At 69.0% G+C, this 15,859-nt stretch carries 15 protein-coding genes; 11 read left to right on the top strand and 4 right to left on the bottom strand.

Going from position 1 to position 15,859, the window contains the following annotated elements:
* The first annotated feature begins 37 nt into the window (after positions 1-37).
* Positions 38-775: an HAD family hydrolase gene (locus CW348_RS04835; protein WP_011292105.1), complete on the top strand. Its 738-nt coding sequence runs from the start codon at positions 38-40 to the stop codon at positions 773-775.
* Positions 772-1,581, top strand: coding sequence for an NUDIX hydrolase (locus CW348_RS04830; RefSeq protein ID WP_104612704.1), 810 nt, complete (start codon positions 772-774; stop codon positions 1,579-1,581). The genes CW348_RS04835 and CW348_RS04830 overlap by 4 nt, the downstream gene beginning before the upstream one ends.
* 61 nt (positions 1,582-1,642) lie before the next feature.
* Here the strand turns inward: CW348_RS04830 and CW348_RS04825 are convergent, their stop codons facing one another.
* Entirely contained in the window at positions 1,643-2,908 is a 1,266-nt protein-coding gene (locus CW348_RS04825) for an APC family permease (RefSeq protein WP_159055992.1), read from the bottom strand.
* Positions 2,909-3,051: 143 nt separating this feature from the next.
* On the bottom strand, positions 3,052-3,810 hold the full coding sequence (locus CW348_RS04820; protein ID WP_011292108.1) for an SDR family oxidoreductase: 759 nt from the start codon (positions 3,808-3,810) through the stop codon (positions 3,052-3,054).
* A 114-nt stretch (positions 3,811-3,924) separates the two neighbouring features.
* Between CW348_RS04820 and CW348_RS04815 the strand changes: the two genes are divergently transcribed.
* From CW348_RS04815 to CW348_RS04795, 5 genes are all read left to right on the top strand, one after another.
* Positions 3,925-4,542, top strand: a complete 618-nt coding sequence (locus tag CW348_RS04815) for a class I SAM-dependent methyltransferase (protein ID WP_061783675.1) — start codon at positions 3,925-3,927, stop codon at positions 4,540-4,542.
* Between the two features lie 53 nt (positions 4,543-4,595).
* Positions 4,596-5,150: a TrmH family RNA methyltransferase gene (locus CW348_RS04810; protein WP_011292110.1), complete on the top strand. Its 555-nt coding sequence runs from the start codon at positions 4,596-4,598 to the stop codon at positions 5,148-5,150.
* A 241-nt stretch (positions 5,151-5,391) separates the two neighbouring features.
* A complete protein-coding gene (locus CW348_RS04805; RefSeq protein ID WP_016188772.1) occupies positions 5,392-6,771 on the top strand; it encodes a hemolysin family protein in 1,380 nt (459 codons plus the stop codon).
* Positions 6,768-7,790 (top strand): hemolysin family protein, encoded by a 1,023-nt coding sequence (locus tag CW348_RS04800; protein ID WP_011292112.1) that lies wholly within the window; start codon positions 6,768-6,770, stop codon positions 7,788-7,790. The genes CW348_RS04805 and CW348_RS04800 overlap by 4 nt, the downstream gene beginning before the upstream one ends.
* 125 nt (positions 7,791-7,915) lie before the next feature.
* Complete coding sequence (locus tag CW348_RS04795) at positions 7,916-8,692, top strand: aldo/keto reductase (protein WP_011292113.1); 777 nt, start codon at positions 7,916-7,918, stop codon at positions 8,690-8,692.
* A gap of 107 nt (positions 8,693-8,799) precedes the next feature.
* On the opposite strand, the gene CW348_RS04790 is transcribed toward CW348_RS04795, so the two are convergent.
* Both CW348_RS04790 and CW348_RS04785 read right to left on the bottom strand, forming a co-directional pair.
* On the bottom strand, positions 8,800-10,320 hold the full coding sequence (locus tag CW348_RS04790) for an aldehyde dehydrogenase family protein (protein ID WP_051122469.1): 1,521 nt from the start codon (positions 10,318-10,320) through the stop codon (positions 8,800-8,802).
* A 102-nt stretch (positions 10,321-10,422) separates the two neighbouring features.
* Positions 10,423-11,505, bottom strand: a complete 1,083-nt coding sequence (locus CW348_RS04785) for a VIT1/CCC1 transporter family protein (RefSeq protein WP_016188774.1) — start codon at positions 11,503-11,505, stop codon at positions 10,423-10,425.
* A gap of 193 nt (positions 11,506-11,698) precedes the next feature.
* Here CW348_RS04785 and CW348_RS04780 point away from each other — a divergent pair, with 193 nt between their 5' ends.
* The 4 genes from CW348_RS04780 to CW348_RS04765 are packed head-to-tail and all read left to right on the top strand — an operon-like array spanning position 11,699 to position 15,842.
* The gene (locus CW348_RS04780) at positions 11,699-12,790 is read left to right on the top strand and encodes an ABC transporter substrate-binding protein (protein WP_011292116.1); all 1,092 of its coding nucleotides are present in this window, start codon (positions 11,699-11,701) and stop codon (positions 12,788-12,790) included.
* Positions 12,787-13,629 carry an ABC transporter ATP-binding protein gene (locus CW348_RS04775; RefSeq protein WP_011292117.1) on the top strand — a complete coding sequence of 281 codons (843 nt, stop codon included), beginning with the start codon at positions 12,787-12,789 and terminating at the stop codon, positions 13,627-13,629. The genes CW348_RS04780 and CW348_RS04775 overlap by 4 nt, the downstream gene beginning before the upstream one ends.
* The gene (locus CW348_RS04770) at positions 13,622-14,467 is read left to right on the top strand and encodes an ABC transporter permease (RefSeq protein ID WP_016188775.1); all 846 of its coding nucleotides are present in this window, start codon (positions 13,622-13,624) and stop codon (positions 14,465-14,467) included. Before CW348_RS04775 ends, CW348_RS04770 begins: the two co-directional genes overlap by 8 nt.
* 25 nt (positions 14,468-14,492) lie before the next feature.
* Positions 14,493-15,842, top strand: coding sequence for an LLM class flavin-dependent oxidoreductase (locus tag CW348_RS04765; protein ID WP_011292119.1), 1,350 nt, complete (start codon positions 14,493-14,495; stop codon positions 15,840-15,842).
* Positions 15,843-15,859: the final 17 nt, after the last annotated feature.

Below are 15,859 nucleotides of genomic sequence, written 5' to 3'. Positions count from 1 at the left end.
ACCACCCGCATGTCACGGAAACGGAAACCCGAGAATAATGCCTTACCACCCCACGACGACTCCCCCTGCCGCCATCCTGTTCAGCGTGGACGACACCCTGGTGGACGACTACAACGCTGTCTCTCAAGGGGTGCGCGTCCTCATGGAGCGCCTTGGCCACCCCAGCTTCTCGGCTGCTCGCGTCCTCTGGGACGTTCAGGGCATCCTGTCCACGAGCGCCTACCGTGCTGGGCGGATCCCCTTGGCGGAGAAGCGGCGGCAGCTCGTCCGCGCGTTAGCTACCCAGGCAGGGCACTCCCACATCTCCGACCAGCACTGTGATGAGCTGTACCAGCGCTACTTAGACGCGCACCGCGCTGCCTGGCGGACCTTCGACGATGTCGCCCCTACCCTCACCCAGTTGGCACAGCGCAACATCCGCCTCGGGGTGATCACCAATGGCGACCAGAACCGGCAGCACGACAAGCTCTCCACGCTCAACCTCGCCCACCACTTCGGGGCGGTCGTGTGCGCCGAGGCGGCAGGGACCAGCAAACCCGACCCGCGGATCTTCCTGCTGGCCTGCCAACAGCTCGGGGTAGCCCCCCACCAGACGTGGTATGTGGGCGACCAGATGTATGAGGATGCGATCGGGGCGCTCAACGCGGGCCTCTACCCGGTGCTGTGCGACCGGCACCGTCTGCTCCCTGCCACCGAGATCACCACGATCCACACGTTGACGGAGCTGTCCGCGCTGACCACGGGCACGCGTTCTCCCGGAGCAAGCCTGCTGTGAGTACTCCCGGTCCTCAGCCTGTGCGCCGGACCACCGCCCATCTGTTACCGACCACCGCTGACGGGGGCGTGCACGCCCCCACTGCCACGCTGGTGTCGGTACGCCTCGATTTCGGCGACGATCCGGCGGCCCGGTTGCGCGAAGCGGCGCGGCTTCCTGCCGCTGCACCGCTGACCGCGGTCGACGTCCGCACCGAGACGGTCACCGTCCAGCACGGTGACCACGTGCTCGACATGCACATCGACCGGATCTACTACGCCACTCCCACCACGTCCCCGGCAACCCACTCCCTCGCGGAAGCCCTGGCCCTGCCCAGTCGGCCCACCCCCGAGGAACTGGTCCCCGAGGAGGTCCTTCCCGCTACGGCGCTCCGCCGTTTCGCGGTCTACGGACTGGTCACCGACCCGGCGGCGCGGCTCCTCCTGTCCCGGATCGCTCCCGGCTATCCCGGGGAAGGCACCTGGCACCTGCCGGGTGGCGGAGTCGCCCACGGGGAGGACATCCGTACCGCCTTGATCCGTGAGATCGCTGAGGAGAGCAGCCAGGAAGCCCAGCTGGGACGGCTGCTCGCGGTCACCCACCACTATCGCAACCACCCGGACGGCCCCTACACCGACATCTACTCCCTGTGGGTGTTCTTCCACGCGCACGTCGACGACCCAGGCCCGGTCCGGGTAGCAGAGACGGACGGCTCCACTATCGAGGCGTCCTGGTTCTCCCCGGAACAGTTGCCGCACCTGCGTCTCTCCGTGCCGGCGCGGCGCGGCCTGGCTTTCCTCGTGGAGTCCTCTCCAGCTGGGCGATAACGAAAGCGCCTCCCGTTTCGGGAGGCGCGTGGTCCCCTCACCAGAAGCTGCTGCGGCGCGGTCAGGCCCGTGCCGTCCTCCTCCGCCACCAGCGCCGCGCCACGAACACTGCGACGCCCGCACCGACCGCAGCCAGCGCGTACAGCACGGCTTTAGGCGGCAGGCACAGCGCCAGCACGATACAGCCCACGAGTCCCACTACGGGGAGTGCCAGCCACGGCCGGTGCTCGGTGGGGCCGAGCCGCAGGGCTGACGCGTTCGTCACCGCGTAGTACACCAGGTTTCCGAACGCTGCCACGCCGGCCGCGGCCCACAGGTCGAGGTCGGCGACGATGACGGCCGCGGAGGCGGCTCCTGCCGCGAACAGTGCCCGCTCTGGAACGCCAAGCGGGCGGCTTCCCCCGCCCAGCCAGCGGGGCACGTGCCTGTCAGCGGCGAGCACGGCCACGCTGTGCGCTGCAGCAAGCAGCGCCGGGCCGAGGACGCTCGCGCACGCCAGCGCCGCGCCCGCAGCAACCACGGACGCGGCGACGTCACTGGCAGCGCTGCGGAGCACCACATCCACCAGAGGGACCGTGGAACGCGCTAGCTCTCTCGGCCCCAGCACAGCCAGGGCGGTGACCGCTACCGCGCTGTAAACGCCCAGGGCGACGCCTAGCGCCCAGCCGAGCTGCTGCTCTGAGCCGCCTAGCCGCGGAGAGGTGATGGGGCGCCAGCCGGTGAACGCGAAGAACAGCAGCCCTGCCGCGGACAGGACCGCGGCCAGTCCGTGCCACCGCAGCGCCGCGGCAATCCGCGCAGTGTCGGCGGCGCCTCCGCCCCAGGCGAGCACCACCACCCCGGCGAGGATCGCGACCACGACCGCGCACGCGGCCGCCGCAGTTCGGGGGGAGGGGCGGAGCCCGCTCCAGGCGAGCACTGCCACTGCGGCCAGTACCGCCAGCGCGCCCGCCCTAGGGTGGCTGGGCCAGACGTGGACGCCGAAAGTCAGCGCGACCGCGCTGCAGGCGGCTACTGCGCCCACAGCGGACGCCCATCCGGCGAGGACTCCCCAGCCTTCGCCGAGTCGGCGCTGACCGTACACGTAGGCGCCGCCCCGCCCGGGATGGTGGAGGGACAACCGGGTCTCGGAAACGGCGCTGCAGTAGGCCACCGTTGCTGCGATCAGCAGTGCCAGCGGCAGCCACACACCGGTTGCGCGGGCCGCGGGGGCCACGACCGCGAACACCCCGGCGCCTACCATCGCGCTGAGGCCGGCGCCGACAATACGTATGCCGTGCAGCCCTCGCTGGGCCGCGGCGGGTCCAGAAAACAGTGAGGTTCCCACGTCGTGAGTGTGCCGCATCTGCGGCACCCCCGTGTGCCGTCGTGCCGTTCCCCACCTGGCAGACGGCTGGTGCTTGTGCCGGGCGCCCCGCATGCTGCCACGCGGAGCACCCGCTACGGTGAGCCCGTCCGAACGACCGTGAGCTATTCCACACCCGCGCGCAGGGTCTTGCCGCCGTCCAAAGTGATGACCTGTCCGGTCACCCAGGAAGCGTCCGAGGACGCCAGGTAGGCGACGGCTGCCGCGATGTCATCGGGTTCACCCAGCCGTCCCAGCGGGTATCCGGCCGCGACTTTCTCTTCGTTCTCCGCGTACAGCGCTTCGGCGAAACGGGTTTTGACGACGGCGGGTGCGACCGCGTTGACCCGGATCCGTCGGTGCGCCAGTTCGTAGGCCAACTGCTGGGTGAGGTTGATCAGTGCCGCCTTGCTGGCGCCGTAGATGCCGATCCCGGGCGAGGGGTGCTGGCCGGCGAGGGAGGCCACGTTGACGATCGCCCCGCCGTGCTCCCCCATCCACGCGTTGTAGACCTCGCGCACCCAGCCCACCGCGGCGATCACGTTGACCTCGAAGATCTTGGCCATGGCTGCCTCGTCGACCTTGAGGATCGAGTCGAAGACAGGGTTGATGCCGGTGTTGTTGACGAGGACGTCGACACGGCCAAACGTGTCCAGGGTGCGTTGGACGACTTCGGCGCGGTGGGCCTGGTCGTGGGCCCGTCCTGCGATGCCCAGCGCGTGTTCGGGGCCGCCGAGCTGGGTGACGGCTTCGGCGAGGGCTTCCGCACCCCGCGCGGTGACCACCACCCGGCCTCCTTCGTCGACGATGCGGCGTGCCACGGCGAATCCGATGCCTCGGCTGGCGCCCGTCACCACCGCGACTTTGCCTTCGAAACGTTTCACGGCACAACTCCTTGCCACAACGGGGCGGAACAGACGCCACCACGATACCGACCAGTAGGTCTGTCCTGGTGGGGTGCCTGCGGATCCCGGCCGCCCCTGCTACCCTCACCCGACGTGGCCTCGCACTACTTCGACTCTGATCCGACCGCGCCCAGCCGCACCGCCACCGTGACCCTGCTCCTCCCCGACCTGCACCTGCGGCTCGCCACCGACCGGGGCGTCTTCTCCCCCGACCGGATCGACCTTGGCACACGGATCCTGCTCGAGACCGTTCCCCCACCTCCCGACCACGGCACTCTGCTCGACCTCGGCTGCGGCTACGGCCCCATTGCGCTGGCCATGGCACTGCGCGCCCCGAAAGCCACCGTCGTGGGGATCGACACCAACCAGCGCGCCCTCGCGCTGGCACGCCGCAATGCGGAAGCCAACGCTGTCCCCAACGTCTCCTTCCACCGCGCGCCCGGCCCCGAGGACCCCGTGGACCCGCTCCTGCGCGGCCCGTTCGCCGCCCTGTGGTCCAACCCGCCCATCCGCATCGGCAAACAGGCCCTGCACACCCTGCTGACCACGTGGCTGGACCGCCTCGCCGACGGCGCGTACGCCCACTTTGTCGTGCACAAGCACCTCGGCGCCGACTCGCTACACCGCTGGCTGGACGCCTCCGGCTACCCCACGGACCGAGTCGCTTCCCGCGCCGGTTATAGAATCCTGCGCACCATGCGCCGACCCTGACCCGCCGCTAGACTCGGCTTTCGGAATCGACACCACACGAGGACGCACTCCAGGTGAGCACACAGCTCCGCCCTACTGACGTCAAACGGCTCAATCGCCACTGGCGCAGGCACACCCACAACCGCATCAGCCTCATCGTCGAATCGGTCACCCAGCCGTTCAACCTCGGCTCGATCCTGCGCACCGCCGCGACGTTCGGCGTCGACACCCTCTGGTTGACGGGAAACGCCGTCACCCCAGAGCACCGTCAGGTCCACAAGACCGCACTGGGTACGCAGACCAAGGTGCGTTGGGAGAAGACCGCGACGAGCGCCGAGGCCGTTGCTGCGGCCCGCGCCGCTGGCTACCGTGTGGTGGCTCTCGAACTCGCCCACGGCGCGGTCCCCTTGCACCGTGCTCCCCTCACCGGGGACGTGTGCCTGGCTGTGGGAGCTGAGGACCACGGCTGTTCCCCGGCACTGCTCGCTGCGGTGGACGCCGTCACCTACATCCCGCAGACCGGACGCGTCGGCTCCCTTAATGTCGCGGTTGCCACCGCGATTGCCATCGCCGAAGCCCGCCGCCGCGAATGGGAGACCCTTCCCGACGGCGACGACGGCACCGAGTGAGCCGGGCCGGGAATATCCACCCCATCTCGTGGGATTCAACCCCACGACAGAGGGGAACTTTCTCAGCCCCGGCACTCGTATCCAACTGGTAACAGGTTCACCGTCTAAAGAGAGAGGCAATGGACCCGTCCCGAAGTAGCAGCAGCGTCACGAGACGCTGCTGCTCCGACTCTGACGACCCCCACTCAGCCGGTCGCGCACTGACCGAACTCCCCTACGACTCCGAGGCGGTATGTGCGCGATGAACGTCGGCGTCACAATTCTCCTCGGAGTCTTGGTGGTCTTCCTGATCACCGCGGTCACCGGCTACTTCGTCGCCCAGGAGTTCGGCTTTGTCGCCGTTGACCGTTCTCGGCTCAAAGCCCGAGCTGCCGCCGGGGACACGCAGGCCCGGCGCGTCCTCGACATCACTTCCCGCACCTCGTTCATGCTCTCGGGTGCCCAGCTCGGTATCACCGTCACCGGTCTCCTCGTCGGCTACGTCGCCGAACCCATGATCGGGGCGGGGATCGGCGAACTCCTCGGCGGTATCGGAATTCCCTCCGGTACCGGAGTGGCTATCGGCACCGTCGCGGCGCTGCTGTTCTCCACCGTCGTCCAGATGGTGTTCGGCGAGCTGTTCCCCAAGAACCTCGCGATTGCCCGCCCGGAGCCCGTTGCCCGCAGACTGGCCCTATCGACCAGCATCTACCTGCGTCTCTTCGGGTGGCTCATCTGGCTGTTCGACCGGGCATCCATGCTGCTGCTCAAAGCGGTGCGCATCACACCGGTGGAAGACGTCCAGCACGCCGCCACCCCGCGCGACCTGGAACGCATCGTGGAGGAGTCCCGCGACAGCGGCGACCTGCCCGCGGAGCTGTCCACCCTGCTGGACCGCTCCCTGGACTTCCACGAGCGGACCGCGGAACACGCGATGATCCCGCGCCCGCAGGTCACCTTCGTGGAGGCCGACGACCCGGTCAGCCGGGTCGTGGAACTCATCACCACTACCGGCCACTCGCGCTTCCCGGTACTCACCGGGGTGGAGACCGTCACCGGGGTGGTGTGCCTCCGCGACATCCTCGGTTTGGATCCTGCCACGTGGGAGACCACCCGGGTCGCGGATGTCGCCCGCACCGCTGTCCTCGTCCCCACTTCCCTTCCGCTGCCGACCCTTGTGGCGCGGCTGCACGAGGCGAACGAGCAGTTCGCCTGCGTGGTCGACGAGTACGGGGGCTTGGCCGGGGTGGTCACGACCGAAGACATCGCGGAAGAACTCGTCGGGGAGATCGCCGACGAGCACGACCCGGAAGACGAGTCGCAGGCCCGGGTCATCGAAGACGGCAACTGGCTGCTTCCCGGTGCGCTCCACATCGACGAAGTGGAGCGGCTCCTCGGCCACGACCTTCCCGCGGGCGACTACGAGACCCTCGGTGGTCTCGTGATCACCCGGCTCCGTCGCCTGCCCCGTCCCGCAGACCGGGTCACCGTGGCCCTGCCCCGGCACCCGGGGGCTGACGACGACGAGCCCGACTGGGTCGTCAACCTGGTCGTGGAGGCAGTGGACCGCCACGTTCCAGAAACTATCCGTCTCGAACTGCGGGAGAGCCCGCAGAGCAGCTGGACGGGGGTGACCGCATGAGCGGGCTGAACCCGGTGGTGGCCCTCGTGCTGTCGGTACTCATCATCGGGCTGTCGGCGTTCTTCGTGGCTATCGAGTTCGCTCTGGTGGCTGCGCGCCGCTACCGGCTGGAAGAAGCCGCGGAGACCAGCCTGTCAGCGCGGGCCGCGCTGCGCAGCGCCCGCGACCTGTCTCTGCTGCTCGCCGGGTCCCAGTTGGGGATCACCCTGTGCACCCTGGCGTTGGGTGCGATCACCAAGCCGGCCGTCCACCACCTCATCGAACCCTTGTTTGACGGTCGGCTGCCCGAAGCAGTCTCCTCCACGGTCTCCTTCGTGGTGGCCTTGGTGATCGTCACCTTCTTCCACCTCGTCATCGGGGAGATGGCCCCCAAGTCCTGGGCGATCTCCCACCCGGAGCGGTCGGCGATCCTGTTGGCCATCCCTATGCGGGTGTTCATGTGGTTCACCCGGCCCGCCCTGGTCGCGCTCAACGGCATGGCCAACTGGTGCCTGCGCCGCCTGGGGGTGGAGGCCGTCGACGAAGTCGCCTCCGGCCACAGCCCGGAGGACCTGCGGGAACTGGTGGAGCACTCCGCTAAGGCGGGAGCGTTGGATCCGGAGCGGCGCGCGCAATTGGCGACCGCTTTGGAGGTCAACTCCCGGCCGCTGCGGGAGATCATCACCCCGAAGGAGGAGTTCGCGCAGGTCGGCCCGGATGACGACATCGCGGAGATCCACCGGGTAGTGCGGGAGAGCCGGCATCTGCGTCTCCTGGTCGGCGAGGACGAGCCTTTCGGGGTGCTGCACGTCCGCGACACGTTCACGTGCCCGCCCGGCACCACCGCCGCCGAGCTCATGCGGCCAGTCCTGACCTTGGACGCCACCACCCCCATCTACGCGGCGCTGAGCATCATGCGGGAAAGCCGCACCCACTTGGCGCTGGTGGAAGAGGAGGAGGAGCTCATCGGCCTGGTGACCATGCAGGACATGCTGGACCGGCTCCTGCTGGCAGGCACTCCCGAGCCCGCGGGACGCTAACCGGCAGCATCCGTCCTTCGCGGGGCCGCCCCAGTGGCGGCCCCGTTGCCATGCAGGCCTGATTGGAGCGCCCTGCTGGGGGTATCCGTCTCCGCGGAGTTTCCGCTGCGGCGAGGAGTGAAGCTATGGCAGTCCCTACTGTCACCCTCAACAACGGGGTCACCATGCCCCAACTAGGGTTCGGCACCTGGCAGGTAGGCTACGACGCGGTCGCTGCGGCGCTGGCGGCCGGGTACCGCTGCTTCGACACTGCCGAGATGTACCGCAATGAGACTGCGGTCGCCGCGGCGCTCGCTGACTCCGGGCTGGACCGCTCGGACGTGTTCATCACCACCAAACTGTGGAACAACCACCACGGATTCCAACCGGCCTTGGACGCGTTCCACGCCAGCCGCCGCAGGCTCGGCCTCGACGTCATCGACCTGTACCTCATCCACTGGCCCAACGCGTCCGATGCAGTCAACGTGGAAACGTGGCGGGCCCTTGAGCAGTTGTACGCGGAAGGCGTGGTACGCGCGATCGGCGTGTCGAACTTCTCCCCCGCCCAGCTCGCCGTCCTCCTTGAGGCCTGCGACGTGGTGCCAGCGGTCAACCAGATCGAGCTCAACCCGTCCCGGCCGCGCCTCGAAGAGCGCGTCTACCATGCCCGACACGGCATCGCCACCCAAGCGTGGGCACCGTTGGCGAAAGGGGGAGCCCTGCTCACCCACCCGGTGATCACTGAGATCGCGGAAGCCCATCAGAAGACCCCGGCCCAAGTGGTGCTGCGCTGGCACCTGCAGCACGGCATCCTGGTCATCCCCCGCTCTGCCACGCCGGAGCGGATCCGCAGCAATTTTGCTGTAACCGACTTCTCCCTCGCCCCGCAGGAGATGGCTGCCGTGGATGCCCTGGGCGCGTGACACGCCCGGTCTGGCAGCGGGCCGTGCGGCCCGGTCAGGCGGGGGCGGTCTGCTGGCTGCCGCGGCGTGAGCAGACCGCAGTCGGAAGGCCGTGCCCTGCGGGGCGGTCAACCCGGATAGGTCACGGTGTGCGTTTCGCTCATCTCCATGAGGCCTTCGATGCCTTTCTGCAGGCCGATGCCGCTCTGCCGGAATCCGCCGGACGGGGCGCGGTCGTCCTCGGCGAGCACTCCGGCACCGTTGATCCAGGTGGTTCCCGTGCGGAGGCGGGCGGCGACTTCGCCGGCACGGTCCAGGTCTGTGCTCCACACCGAGGAGCACAGCCCGGCCCGGTCCTGGTTTACTGCCGCGACCACCCGGTCCACGTCGTCATAGGGCAGGATCGGCAGGACCGGCCCGGACTGGGCTTCGACCACGATGCTCTCGTCCAGGGGCGGGTCGAGGACCAGGGCGGGGCGCAGGAAGTAGCCTCCGCTCTGCTGGGTCTCTTCGCCGATTTCCCCGAATTCCCGCACTTCGCAGCCGATGGCGCGGGCACGGTCGCTAAGGTCGCGGGCGTGGTCGCGATCCCGGGCGTTGATGAGCGGCCCCATGGTGGTGTCCGGGTGCAGCCCGTGTCCGATCCGGTGGTTGGCGAGCTGCGCGGAGAGGGCTTCGACCAGTTCCTGGTAGCGGGAGCGGTGGACGTAGAGGCGTTTCACTCCCCGGTGCAGTTGGCCCGCGATCATGAAGGCGCCGACGGCGATCCGTTCGACGGTGACCGCGTCAAGGGCGACGTCGTCGAGCAGGATCGCGGGGTTGTTTCCGCCGAGTTGCAGCGTCACCCGGGTGATGGTGTCGGCTGCGACCCGCAGGATGGTCCGGCCCGCCTCCGGACTGCCGGTGAAGACGATCCGCCGTACCCGGGGGTCCCGGATGGTCGGGGAGACGGCTTCGTCGCTTCCGGTGACAACGTTGAGGACTCCGGCGGGGAGCCGTTCGGCAAGCAGTTGGAGGGTGCGGACGACGGTCAGCGGAGCGGTCGGCGAGGGGGTGACGATCACGGTGTTCCCCGCGACGAGGGCGTGCGGGAGACTGGTGGCGAGGACCGCCAGCGCCCAGGTGGGGGGAAGGATGATCGTCACCGCGCCCAGCGGCATCACTGAGATTTCGGAGCGGACCTGGTCCGGGGCGAGCCCTTCCCTCAGGGGAGCGTTGAACGGGGCCTCTCCTTGTCTGGGCTGAGGCAGGAGGCGGCGGACTTGCCGTAGTTCTCCGGCGATCCCGGCGGCTGTGATGCACCGCTGTTCGAACACGGAAAGCTCAAGCTGTGCTTCGGTCCGGGTGAGTCCGCTTTCCCGGACGAGGAGGTCGCTCCGCGCCTCGGCGCTGTCGTGCAGGTCCCGCAAGGCTTCGAGGAGAAGTTCGGCGCGCTGCTCCGGTTCCTGAGCGCTCCAGCGTGTCCATGCAGTGTCGGCGGCGTCCACGGCCCGGCGGGCCTGTTCCGGGGTGGCTACCGCGGCGTAGCCGACGACCTGGTGGGGTGCGGCCGGGTCGAAGACCGGAAACCACTCGTCAGCGCCTTCGATCTCTCCGTCGATGAGCAGCCCAGTCCGGGTCTCCTGCCAACTCCCCATGGTCTGAGTCATCCCTGGTGCCCCCTGTGCCTGACGGTCGTGTCGTGCCGCGTCGCTACCCGGCCTTCTGGGCCGCAAACCACCGCTTGGCCTGGGCCGACGGCGGGCTTCGGGCTAGGTGGCGACCGTGTTGAACAGCAGTCCCAGCAGGTAGGTGGCGGCAGCGGCTCCCACGCCGATGGTGAGCTGCCGCAGGGCGCGCCGCAGCGGCGACGATCCGGAGAGCACGCCGACGACCGCTCCGACAGCGAGCAGCGCGATTCCGGTGACCGTGCAGGCCACCGCTACCGCGGCCAGGCCCGACATGCCGGCGAGGAACGGCAGCACGGGCAGAGCTGCACCCACGGCGAAGAACACGAAGCTGGACGCGGCCGCGCTCATCCCGGTGCCGACCACTTCGGGGTCGGTGGTTCCGGGCAGTTCCGGGGGCGGTCCGGTTCTGCTGAGGCGCAGCATCGTCGTGGCGCGGTGCTGCGCTTCGTCCGCGGGGACGCCGCGGGCCCGGTAGACGAGAGCGAGTTCGTTGTCCTCGGCGTCGAGGCGGGGGATGGATTCTCGGGCCGCCTCGTCGGGGACGGATGCGGCAAGCAGTTCCCGTTGCGAGCTGACTGAGACGTATTCGCCCGCAGCCATGGACAGCGCCCCGGCAAGCAGCCCGGCCAGCCCGGTGAGCAGCACAGTATCGGCGGTGGCGCCGCCGCCGACGACGCCGAGCACCAGGGCGATGTTGCTGACCAGGCCATCGTTGATCCCGAATACTGCGGCGCGCAGTCTGCCGGAGAGCCGGGACCGGCTTCGGACAGCGAGTCCGCGCACCACCTCCGCGTGGATGCGTTCGTCGGCCACGATCCGCTCGGGCACGTCGGGCGCTTCATAGGGGATGCGGTGCTCGGCTCGTTGCAGGAGTGCCAGGGCGAGCACCCAGCCGAGATAGCGGGCGAGGAAAGCCAGGGCCCGCATGCGCCACGAACCGCGCCGCGGTTTGCCCACCCGGTCGCCGAGAAGACGCTCCCAGTAGGCGACGTGGCGCGCTTCGGCTTCGGCCAGGGCGAGAAGGATCTCCCGTTCTTCTCCGTCGCGGCGGTACGCCAGCTCCCGGTAGGCGCGGGCTTCTTCCCGTTCGTCGGCGAGCATGCGCCGCCATCGGCGCAGGGTGGCGGGCGACGGGTCGGAAGACGCGGTGTGCTGCTGGTCCATGCAGATTCCTCTGCCCTCCTCCTGGTCAGCTATACCGCCGGCCGGGGCACGGGTGCCTTCCCCGCCCATATTCACACTATTCCTACTTATTTAGTTGACTTTAGGGAGAGGGGAGCATTAGCGTCATTACCGCCGGTAGTCACCGCAGGCATCCCGGCACTGTCCCCTCCCGACCCTGACGAAGAGAGCAGCCATGCACACCAGACGCGACTTCCTGCGGTACACCACGGCCGTCGGAGCAGCCCTCCCCCTGCTGGCCGCGTGCGGCCCTTCGCGCGGCTCAGACGGCACCGGGGAGGCCACTGTCCTGCGCTACCAGGGCACTACGGGGTCCGTCACCCTCCCCGAACTCGCTGCCGACCTCGGCTACCTCGACGGCATCGACCTGGAATGGCTCAGCGACACCACCAGCGGCCCCCAGTCCATCCAGGCCGCCGCCACCGGCGACACCGACTACGGGGGAGCCTTCAACGGGGCGATCCTCAAACTCGTCGCCGCCGGGTCCCCGGTCACCGCCGTCATCGCCTACTACGGCTCCGACGAGGAGACGTACAGCGGCTACTACGTGCTCGAGGACAGTCCCCTCACCCAGCCGCGCGACCTGATCGGCGCCACCGTCTCCATGAACACCCTCGGTGCCCATCACGAGTTCGTGGTCCGCGAATGGCTGTCCCGCAACGGACTGACCGAGGAGGAGATCGCCCAGGTCGAACTGACCGTCGTCCCCCCGGTCAACGCCGAGCAGTCGCTCCGCAGCGGCCAAGTGGACGTCGCCACCCTCAGCGGCATCCATCGGGAAAAAGCCTTGGAGCGCGGCGGACTGCGCCCCCTGTTCACCGATACCGACCTCTATGCGTTCAGCTACGGCAGCCTCGTGCTCCGCAACGACTTCATCGAACGCCACCCCACCACCACCCGCGCGTTCGTCGAAGGGGTGGCCCGCGCCATCCGCTGGGCCCAGACCAGGCCCCGCGAGGAGGTTGTCGACCGGTTCGTCTCCATCATCGAACGCCGCGGCCGCAACGAAGACACCGAGACCATCCAGTACTGGAAGAGCGACGGCGTCGCAGGCCCCGGCGGGGTGATCGCCGACAAGGAGTTCTCGGTCTGGCACGACTGGCTGGTGCGCAACGGGGAGCTCGCTGAGGGCCGCATCTCCCTCTCCGAGGTGTACACCAACGAGTTCAACCCCTATGCCAACGGCACCTACCCGCCCGACTCCGGGCCTGACGGCGAACCGATCGCCGCCACCGCCGGCGGCGGAACCACGGGAGAAGGCCAATGACCCCGAAACTGCGCCTCGACCGGGTCCGGCACGAGTTCCCCGCCCGGAGTGCCGGGCGCGGGCGCCGCTCCACCGGCCGGGTGACCGCGCTGGAAGACGTCACCCTGGACATCCGCGCCGGGGAGTTCCTGGTGCTCGTCGGCCCCAGCGGCTGCGGCAAGTCCACCCTGCTGGACCTGCTCGGCGGCCTAGCCCGCCCCACCTCCGGGCAGATCCTGCTGGACGGCGTCCCCGTTACCGGACCCGGCCTGGATCGGGGCCTGGTCTTCCAGCAGTACGCGCTGCTGCCCTGGCGCACTGCCCAAGGCAACGTCGAATTCGGCCTGGAAGCCCGTGGGGTCGGTCGCCGCCAGCGCGCCCAGCTCGCCCGCGACTACCTGGAACTGGTCGGGCTCGCCGGATTCGCGGAGCGCTACCCGCACGAGCTGTCCGGCGGCATGCGGCAGCGCGTCGCTATCGCCCGCAGCCTCGCTTTCGACCCTGACGTGCTCCTCATGGACGAGCCGTTCGCCGCGCTGGACGCCCAGACCCGCGAAACGCTCCAAGACGAACTGCTGCGGATCTGGGAGCGCACCGGCAAAACCATTCTCTTCGTCACCCACAGCATCGACGAAGCGGTCTACCTGGGCCAGCGGGTGGCTGTGATGACCTCGCGACCCGGGCGGATCAAGACCGTGCTCGACATCGACCTCGACCGCAGCGTCGCAGAGGACCCGCGCTCCGACCCGGCCTTCCGGCGGTACCGGCACGCCGTCTGGGCGGAGCTGCGCGGCGAGGTGACCGCTGCCCAGCAACTCGAACGGACCGTCCCCTCGTGGAAGGACCGCCCTCATGACTGACACGCTCGCTCCCCCCGCCCCCGCCGCCCACCCGCGCGGCCAGGACCGGCCCGCATCACCACCCACCGGGCAGTTCGCCCGGCTGGCCGCGCTGGGGGCGAGACGCTGCGCTGCCCCCACCGCCTTCCTGCTGCTGTGGGAGCTGGCCCCACGGCTTGGCCTGGTGGACCGCGTCTTCCTGCCGCCGCTGAGCGAAGTGCTCGACACTCTCCTCGTCCTGGTCCGCAATGGCCAGATGGGAGAGCATGTGGCCGCGAGTCTGGGCCGGGGCCTGACCGGATTCCTCATCGCCGTGGCCACGGCGATCCCGCTCGGCATTCTGGTGGCCTGGTACCGGCCAGTCTGCGACCTGCTCGCCCCGCTGCTGGAAGTGTTCCGCAACACCGCGGCACTGGCCCTCCTCCCGGTCTTCGTGCTCCTCTTCGGGATTGGCGAGACGTCCAAGATCGCGCTGGTGGTCTACGCGTGCACCTTCCCGATCCTGCTGAACACCATCACAGGGGTACGCACCGTGGACCCGCTGCTGGTCAAGGCCGCGGTCTCCCTCGGCTTTTCACCGGTGAGCGTGTTCACCAAAGTGGTCCTGCCCGCCGCAGTCCCCTCCGTGTTCACGGGGATCCGCATGGCGGGCACCTCCTCGATCCTCGTCCTGGTGGCCGCAGAAATGGTGGGGGCCCGCTCCGGGCTCGGCTACCTCGTCCAAGCCTCCCAGCTCAACTTCCAGATCACCCACATGTACGCGGGGATCATCGCGATCGCCGCGGTAGGCCTGCTCCTCAACCAGCTCCTGGTGTCCCTGGAACGGCGCTTCTCTCGCTGGCGCCTCGACCATGTCTAACCCATCCACACGAACAGGAGAAGTCATGCCCCAGGCTGAACGGCAGATGCACCTCAACGCTTTCCTTATGGGCGTCGGCCACCACGAGGCCGCGTGGCGGCACCCCCGTACGGAGGCGTCCCGTATCTTCGACGCCGCGCACTTTCAGGAGCTGGCGCGTATCGCCGAGCGCGGCAAGCTCGACGCGGTCTTCTTCGCCGACACCCTGGCGGTCGGGCACCGCCTCGAGCACAACGTCACCACGGTTTTCGAACCGATCACCCTGCTGGCCGCGATCGCCGCGGTGACCGAGCGGATCGGTCTCATCGCCACCGCGTCCACGGGGTACAACCACCCGTTCACCCTGGCCCGGGCGTTCGCGTCGCTCGACCACATCAGCGACGGCCGGGCCGGGTGGAACATTGTCACCTCCGGTGGTGCCGACGAGGCAGCGAACTTCGGCCTCGACCAGATCCCCGAGCACGGGGAGCGCTATGCGCGCGCCCACGAATTCCTCGAGGCCGCAGTCCGGCTGTGGGACAGCTGGGAAGACGACGCGATCGTGCTGGACGAGGCGAGCGGAACCTTCGCCGTCCCCTCCCGGGTCCACCGCGTCGACCACACCGGGCATCGGTTCACCATCCGGGGGCCGCTCAATAGCCCGCGGCCTCCACAGGGCCGCCCGGTGCTGGTTCAGGCAGGCTCCTCCGAGGACGGCATCGCCTTCGCGGCCCGTTGGGCGGAGGCCGTGTTCACCGCGCAGCAGACCTTGGAGGAAGGCCAGCGGTTCTACGCCGCCCTCAAGGGCCGGCTCGCTGCCCACGGCCGTTCCCCCGATGAGCTCAAGGTCCTGCCGGGAATCGTGCCGTTCATCGCCGATACCGAGGCCGAGGCCAAAGCGTTGGAGCAAGAGTTCACGGAGCTCATCTCCCCTGCCTACGCGCTGCGGCAGCTATCGCAGATGCTGGGGGTGGATCTGACCGAGCACTCCCTGGATGCCCCGCTGCCGCCGCTTCCGCCGGTGCACGAAATCCGCGGCAACCAGAGTCGATTCCAACTGGTAGCAGACTTGGCCCAGCGCGAGTCGCTCACCGTGCGGCAGCTCATCGCCCGGCTCGGCGGAGGGCGCGGCCACCGCACGTTCGCGGGCACCCCTGAGCAGGTGGCCGACGAACTGGAGACGTGGTTCACGCAGGGAGCAGCCGACGGGTTCAACGTCATGCCTCCCTACCTGCCCGGAGGCCTGGAGGATTTCGTCGACACGGTGGTGCCCATCCTGCAGGAGCGCGGACTGTTCCGCACGGACTACACGGGACGGACCCTGCGGGAGCACTACGGGCTGCAACGGCCTGCCGGAGTCTTCACCCGTTCCTCCGGCGCACAGGTCGCGGTCTAATCCTTCCCTTCGCGGCC

The sequence above is a fragment of the Thermobifida sp. genome, assembly GCF_017577275.1.
Lineage (GTDB): Bacteria > Actinomycetota > Actinomycetes > Streptosporangiales > Streptosporangiaceae > Thermobifida > Thermobifida fusca.
The sequence above is the reverse complement of the archived record's forward strand: the minus strand, read 5'-3'. Positions and strand labels throughout refer to the sequence as shown.

Coding starts and splice junctions, on each gene's coding strand:
- CW348_RS04775 (WP_011292117.1), top strand. CDS start 12,787: ATGACCCCGAAACTGCGCCTCGACCGGGTCCGGCACGAGTTCCCCGCC.
- CW348_RS04790 (WP_051122469.1), bottom strand. CDS start 10,320: ATGACTCAGACCATGGGGAGTTGGCAGGAGACCCGGACTGGGCTGCTC.
- CW348_RS04800 (WP_011292112.1), top strand. CDS start 6,768: ATGAGCGGGCTGAACCCGGTGGTGGCCCTCGTGCTGTCGGTACTCATC.
- CW348_RS04785 (WP_016188774.1), bottom strand. CDS start 11,505: ATGGACCAGCAGCACACCGCGTCTTCCGACCCGTCGCCCGCCACCCTG.
- CW348_RS04835 (WP_011292105.1), top strand. CDS start 38: ATGCCTTACCACCCCACGACGACTCCCCCTGCCGCCATCCTGTTCAGC.
- CW348_RS04805 (WP_016188772.1), top strand. CDS start 5,392: ATGAACGTCGGCGTCACAATTCTCCTCGGAGTCTTGGTGGTCTTCCTG.
- CW348_RS04780 (WP_011292116.1), top strand. CDS start 11,699: ATGCACACCAGACGCGACTTCCTGCGGTACACCACGGCCGTCGGAGCA.
- CW348_RS04765 (WP_011292119.1), top strand. CDS start 14,493: ATGCCCCAGGCTGAACGGCAGATGCACCTCAACGCTTTCCTTATGGGC.
- CW348_RS04770 (WP_016188775.1), top strand. CDS start 13,622: ATGACTGACACGCTCGCTCCCCCCGCCCCCGCCGCCCACCCGCGCGGC.
- CW348_RS04795 (WP_011292113.1), top strand. CDS start 7,916: ATGGCAGTCCCTACTGTCACCCTCAACAACGGGGTCACCATGCCCCAA.